Genomic DNA, 6,723 nt, shown 5'->3' on the forward strand with positions numbered 1-6,723 from the left:
GCTCAATAGCGGTTCTCTTTTCATGGACGCTTGTAATGACACTTCCTCTTTATCTCTATACCGCAGAGCAGGTTAAACGTGGCGAAGTAGTCGCGGCTCAGCAAGCTGGAATCGAGTTATATCAATTGATGCTACGAGCGGGGGAAGCGACCTTTGCGCTGTTGCAAGAGCAGTACCCCAAGATTGCGCACATTGCGGTGGTGTGCGGTGCTGGTAATAACGGCGGTGATGGCTTTGTGGTGGCGCGTTTGGCTAAGGAGGCGGGCCTTGATGTTGACCTCTTTCTCACAAGCGATGCGACCCGTTTATTGGGCGATGCCGCTCAAGCCTATCAGGCATGGCTAACTGCTGGTGGTAGGCTAACGTCTTTCGACAAATTTGAGACGAGCCTTCAGAGCTGTGACGTTATTGTTGATGGTATTTTAGGAACGGGTCTAAAAGGAGACGTTCGGGCTAATTTGGTGTCTCTATTTCAAACCATCAACCAAGCAAATAAACCAATCGTCGCGATTGATCTCCCTTCGGGACTATGTGCAGATACCGGGAGAATACTTGGGGCTGCCATCTGTGCGAATCACACCATTTCGTTTATTGGATTAAAGCAAGGGCTCTTCACGGGGGACGCAAGGTCGGTGACAGGTCGACTTCACTTTGCTGGCTTAGAAGTCGAAGAGCAATTTATCGAGCTTTACTCTCCATCGGCGCAGCTGCTTGATTACCAAAGCGTAGCGGAGCTGTTGCCACAGCGATCCCCGGTGGCCCATAAAGGAGATCACGGACGTGTCACTTGTATTGGTGGTAACCTTGGCTATGCGGGCGCTATTCGGCTTTGCGCTCAAGCTGCAGTGAGAAGTGGGGCAGGATTGATCAGTGCCTTGTGCCACTCGGCCTCGATTTTTCCTCTCCAAGTTGTTTGTCCAGAGGTGATGGCGCGAGATTGGGATGGGAGTAAGCGTGTTCTCTCTGATCGGCTAAACGGTCAAGATGTGGTTGCGATAGGCCCTGGTCTAGGCATGGACGATTGGGCCAAAACAGCAGTTCAATCCGTTAACCAGCTCCAGATAGCTAAGGTGGTTGATGCGGATGCCCTTAATCTTCTCGCGCAAAGTCCAAACCGTGATGGAAATCGAGTGATCACGCCTCATCCTGGAGAAGCAGCAAGATTGCTAGCTGTAAGTATCAACGATATCGAGAGTGATCGCTACGCTGCGGTGAAAGCGCTCCATCAGAGGTACGGTGGTGTGGTTGTGCTAAAAGGCGCGGGTACGCTGATATTCGATGGTCAGACTGTTTTTATTTGTGCCGCAGGCAATGCGGGTATGGCTTCTGGTGGTATGGGCGATGTGTTAACGGGAGTCATAGCGGCGCTCATCGGACAAGGGCTATCTATCTCGCAAGCAGCTCGACTTGGGGTTCTCGTCCATAGCCAAGCCGCAGATGATTTGGTCTCGACCCATGGCCAGATTGGTCTGACTGCAAGTGATCTAGGTCCGCAGATCCGTCGTCTCCTCAATGGTATCCACAAGTCTTAGTACTAAATCGCATATGATGCTTTTTTGTGACTTCGATTGTTATTTTATCTGATTCCGTTACAATGCTCGTTCGCTCCTGAGTTGTGCATCCGTATTTGCATATAAAAGGAGCCGGTTCTGGTCTTTAATCGTTTGAATTTGATATTAAAGACATAATTTGAATTGCATGTGTTGCTTGGTGTGCAACACCACTGTAAAGGATATTTTAATGCCTATTATTACCCTTCCTGACGGCAGTCAGCGTCAATTTGACAACCCTGTTTCTACTCTTGAAGTTGCTCAATCTATCGGTCCAGGTCTTGCGAAAGCAACCATCGCAGGTCGTGTAGACGGCGAGCGTGTTGATGCATGTGACCTTATCGAACAAGATGCAAGCCTTGAAATCATCACCGTAAAAGATGAAGTAGACGGTCTAGAAATCGTTCGTCACTCATGCGCTCACCTTCTTGGTCACGCAATTAAGCAGCTTTACCCTGAAGCGAAAATGGCGATTGGTCCAACCATCGACAACGGCTTCTACTACGATATCGACCTTGAGCAGTCTCTAACGCAAGAAGATCTTGAAAAGATTGAAAAGCGTATGAAAGAGCTTGCGAAGACCAAATACCAAGTTATCAAGAAAAAGGTTAGCTGGCAGGAAGCTCGCGATGCATTTGAAGCTCGCGGTGAAACGTACAAGATGGAAATCCTAGACGAAAACGTCTCTCGTGATGATCGTCCGGGTCTATACCATCATGAAGAATACCTAGATATGTGTCGTGGTCCACACGTACCGCATATGGGATTCTGTCAGCACTTCACGCTACTAAACGTAGCAGGTGCATACTGGCGTGGTAACAGCGACAACAAGATGCTGCAACGTATCTACGGTACCGCTTTCCATGATAAGAAAGCACTTAAAGCTCACCTAACTCGCCTTGAAGAAGCAGCGAAGCGTGACCACCGTAAGATTGGTAAGCAGCTAGACCTGTTCCACATGCAACAAGAAGCACCAGGTATGGTGTTCTGGCATCATAACGGTTGGTCTATCTTCCGCGATCTAGAAGTCTTTGTGCGTGAAAAACTGACGGAATACAACTACCAAGAAGTTAAAGGTCCTCTCATTATGGACCGCGTGCTTTGGGAACGTTCTGGTCACTGGGACAAGTACGCAGATGCGATGTTTACAACTGCGTCTGAAAACCGTGATTACGCTCTGAAGCCGATGAACTGTCCAGGTCACGTTCAGATCTTTAACCAAGGTCTAAAATCGTACCGTGACTTACCGTTACGTATGGCTGAGTTCGGCTCATGTCACCGTAATGAGCCATCAGGTGCACTACACGGTATTATGCGTGTGCGTGGCTTTACTCAAGATGATGCTCATATTTTCTGTACCGAGAGTCAAATCCAAGAGGAAGTGACGGGCTGTATCAAGATGGTATACGATACATACCAAACATTTGGTTTCGATAACATCGTTGTGAAGCTATCTACTCGCCCTGAAAAGCGCGTTGGCTCTGATGAGATCTGGGACCAATCAGAAGAAGCGCTGAAGCACTCTCTCGAAGCGATGGACATTCCATACGAGATTCAAGAAGGTGAGGGTGCGTTCTACGGTCCTAAGATTGAGTTCACTCTATATGACTGTCTCGATCGCGCATGGCAATGTGGTACGGTTCAGCTAGATTTCAACTTGCCTGGTCGCTTAGGCGCATCTTACGTTGATGAAAACAATGAACGCCAAGTTCCTGTTATGATTCACCGTGCGATTCTAGGTTCACTTGAGCGTTTCATTGGTATTCTTATCGAAGAATACTTTGGCTTCTTCCCTACGTGGTTGTCGCCAGAGCAGGCTGTTATCATGAATATCACTGACAAACAGGCTGATTACGCACAAGAAGTTGCTCAAAAACTACAAAAAGTTGGAATTAGAGCAAAAGCGGACTTGAGAAATGAGAAGATAGGCTTTAAAATCCGCGAACATACTTTGAAGCGTGTACCATATATGCTTGTTTGTGGTGACCAAGAAATGGAAGCCGGTGAAATCGCAGTACGTACACGTAAAGGTAAAGACCTCGGTAAGTTTAAAGTGGATGATTTTATTTCTTACATCCAAGACGAGATCTCTACCCGTAAGCTCAATCTGGAGGAATAAACTATTAAAGGCGGAAGACGCGGCCAAGTACCGGCCAAACAAAATGCTCATCGTTTAAACGGTGAAATTCGTGGCGTTCGTGAAGTTCGTTTAACTGGCGCTGATGGCGAATCAGTTGGCGTTGTTTCTATTCAAGAAGCAGTAGCCGCAGCTGAAGAAGCTGGTATGGATCTGGTAGAAATCAGTCCAAACGCTGAGCCACCAGTATGTCGTGTAATGGACTACGGTAAATTCCTCTTTGAGAAGAGCAAATCTGCTAAAGAGCAGAAGAAAAAGCAAAAGCAGGTTCAGATTAAGGAAGTAAAATTCCGTCCTGGAACTGATATTGGAGACTATCAGGTAAAACTACGCAACCTGACGCGTTTCCTTGAAGAAGGCAACAAAGTGAAGGTAACAATTCGCTTCCGTGGCCGAGAAATGGCACACCAAGACATCGGTGTTGACGTTCTAAATCGTCTTAAGGAAGACACTGTTGAAATCGCAGTAGTGGAATCTTTCCCTAAGAAGATCGAAGGTCGTCAGATGATCATGGTTCTTGCCCCTAAAAAGAAGTAATTAACGGCTTTGCAAGTAATAAAACTCAGCTGCCGTAAGGTAGCTGAGTTTTGTTCGCCCTAATTACTATTGTTTAATACAACTCAACAATGCGGAGTTATTCATCATGCCTAAGATGAAAACCAACAAAGGTGCTGCTAAGCGTTTCAAGAAAACTGCTGGTGGTATTAAGTTTAAGCACGCTACTAAACGTCACATCCTGACTAAGCGTACTACTAAGAACAAGCGTCAGCTTCGTCCAAATGCAATCCTTCCTAAGTGTGAAGTGGCTGCAGTTGCTCGTATGCTACCATACGCATAATTCTTTTTAGTTTATTAATCGTTTAGTTTAGGAGAAGCATAATGCCTCGCGTAAAACGTGGTGTACAAGCTCGTGCACGTCATAAGAAAGTTCTAAAACAAGCTAAAGGTTACTACGGTGCACGTTCACGTGTTTACCGCGTAGCTTTCCAAGCAGTTACTAAAGCTGGTCAATACGCTTACCGTGACCGTCGCAACAAGAAACGTCAATTCCGTCAACTATGGATTGCACGTATCAACGCGGCATCTCGTCAAAATGGTCTATCTTACAGCCGTTTCATCAACGGTCTTAAGAAAGCATCTATCGAGATCGACCGTAAGATCCTTGCTGACATCGCGGTATTCGACAAAGCTGCATTCGCAGTTCTAGTTGAAAAAGCGAAAGCTGCTCTTTAATTAGAGTCAGTTATTAGGATTAAGGAAAGGAGAGCTTTAGGCTCTCCTTTTTTCTTATCTATTCAACTACAAGTTTGATAGCGGGCTTTTAACTCCTCCGCCTCCTCGCTCTATCACGTGAGTGTATATCTGCGTCGTCTTTACATCACTATGACCGAGCTGCTCTTGAACCGTTCTAATATCTGCTCCTGACTCGAGCAAATGTGTCGCAAAGCTATGCCTCAATGTGTGGCATGTCACTGCCTTAGTTATCCCTGCTTCTTTGGCAGAACGCTTGACTGCTCTTTGTAGAGAAGTTTCATTTATATGGTGCCTCTTAAGCTCTCCAGTATTTGGGTCAACTGATAGCCGGTGGGAGGGAAATAAAAAGTGCCAGTTAAAGTCTAACTCTGCTTCAGGGTATTTTCTTTGCAACGACGGCCGTATGTGGACACCAGCATATCCAGGCGAATTGATATCCTTCTTGTAGTATCTTAACGCGATGCCCTGCTGCTCTTTTAGTAGTGAAATAGCTTCACTCGCTAGCGTCACAACGCGATTTTTTCCTCCTTTTCCTTGCCACACACGAAGTGCCTTATAATCATAATCTATGTCTTGAACTCTCAGGCGGACACACTCCATAACACGTAAACCTGAGCCATAAAGCAACATAATGTGTAACTTATATCTAGGATCTATATGCATCAGAAAGCGCCGCATTTCGTCTTTGGTTAGCACAACAGGCAATTTCCTATCTAACTGCGATTTCTGAAATTTCATTTCCACTGAAAGTGGGGTTCGAAAATATTCCCTATAAAGAAAGCTAATAGAGTTGAGTGCCAGAGCTTGTGTTTTGGCAGCTACTTTGCAGTCAACCGCTAAATGAGTTAGAAAAGCTTCCACATGACTTTCATTCAATTTGGATGGATGAGCTTTGTCGTTAAATAAGATGAACTTTGTGATCCAGAGTAGATATGCTTGAATCGTTTTGGGAGCATAATGTCGACCAATCATATGCTCTTTTACACTTAGTAAAAACTGGCTTTTCATTGGTAATTTTTTAGTTATTTAAACTGTGTTTATATACAGTTATCTTTAATTTGGCAGGAATCAATAATTAGTTGACACTTTGCCGTCTAATTGGGATCTCGCATACAATCTCTACGCCAACAAGTTGATTATTTTCATAGGCTTATGTGATAGTATTTTGTTCTATTAAATGAGTGGCGAAACGTAAGAGTGCTGGATTAGTTCGGCTTGTTGTTTGATAGAAAGCGTTAGGCGACGGGCAGGAAATTTCTTTGTTCTCATCTTCTTAATTCTCTTTTAGCATTCGTTTTCTAATTCGGCAATTCAGCATTATCGGCTCAAATTCTTGAATCTCTCTGGCCGTAAAACATGCAAAGGTTCGCGGGTTGCCTCATTGGTTTTCACAGTCGGTTAGTTGTAAATCTCACTGGCTCAAAGTGTGGAAGGGGCAAGTTAATCGAGGCTTTCGTCCTCGCTTTAAGTTTGCAGCTTTACGTTTCGCTTCCTCAAAAGCAATTTGATCGCTGAAAGTCTGTATTTCGTGGTTGTTGAAACCTTGGCTGAAACATAGTGACTTTTGTGATTCTTGATTCACAAAAAGTCAGTAGGTGTTTGGTTGCTTATATGGTTTCGGGTAATCTGCTTTCAAACAAACTTAAACATTACTGGGCAACTTCGCCTAACAAGGCGTTTAAGACGGATTCACAACGCTTGGCGATTTCAGTTCAAGTTAACTTAAGTGTTTAAGGTACAATGGCTTAGGTTTGGTGGTTGGCGTTGTTCACCACTTAACGC

The 6,723-nt window shown here is 45.0% G+C and carries 6 protein-coding genes; 5 read left to right on the top strand and 1 reads right to left on the bottom strand.

What is annotated here, in order from left to right; all coding sequences use genetic code 11:
- The first annotated feature begins 35 nt into the window (after positions 1-35).
- The 5 genes from OH458_RS10395 to rplT all read left to right on the top strand — a co-directional run bounded on the left by OH458_RS10395 (position 36) and on the right by rplT (position 4,920).
- A complete protein-coding gene (locus OH458_RS10395) occupies positions 36-1,532 on the top strand; it encodes an NAD(P)H-hydrate dehydratase (protein ID WP_269978262.1) in 1,497 nt (498 codons plus the stop codon).
- Between the two features lie 208 nt (positions 1,533-1,740).
- Positions 1,741-3,669 carry a threonine--tRNA ligase gene (thrS, locus tag OH458_RS10400; RefSeq protein WP_269978263.1) on the top strand — a complete coding sequence of 643 codons (1,929 nt, stop codon included), beginning with the start codon at positions 1,741-1,743 and terminating at the stop codon, positions 3,667-3,669.
- 3 nt (positions 3,670-3,672) lie between these two features.
- Complete coding sequence (gene infC / locus OH458_RS10405; protein WP_071985915.1) at positions 3,673-4,224, top strand: translation initiation factor IF-3; 552 nt, start codon at positions 3,673-3,675, stop codon at positions 4,222-4,224.
- A gap of 106 nt (positions 4,225-4,330) precedes the next feature.
- Positions 4,331-4,525 (top strand): 50S ribosomal protein L35, encoded by a 195-nt coding sequence (gene rpmI / locus OH458_RS10410; protein ID WP_004411425.1) that lies wholly within the window; start codon positions 4,331-4,333, stop codon positions 4,523-4,525.
- A 41-nt stretch (positions 4,526-4,566) separates the two neighbouring features.
- Positions 4,567-4,920, top strand: coding sequence for a 50S ribosomal protein L20 (gene rplT / locus OH458_RS10415; RefSeq protein ID WP_004401084.1), 354 nt, complete (start codon positions 4,567-4,569; stop codon positions 4,918-4,920).
- Between the two features lie 66 nt (positions 4,921-4,986).
- Here the strand turns inward: rplT and OH458_RS10420 are convergent, their stop codons facing one another.
- Positions 4,987-5,949, bottom strand: coding sequence for an integron integrase (locus OH458_RS10420; RefSeq protein ID WP_269978264.1), 963 nt, complete (start codon positions 5,947-5,949; stop codon positions 4,987-4,989).
- Positions 5,950-6,723 lie beyond the last annotated feature (774 nt).

Origin of the sequence: Vibrio sp. MarTm2 (genome assembly GCF_027587055.1) — a bacterium.
GTDB lineage: Bacteria > Pseudomonadota > Gammaproteobacteria > Enterobacterales > Vibrionaceae > Vibrio > Vibrio sinaloensis_D.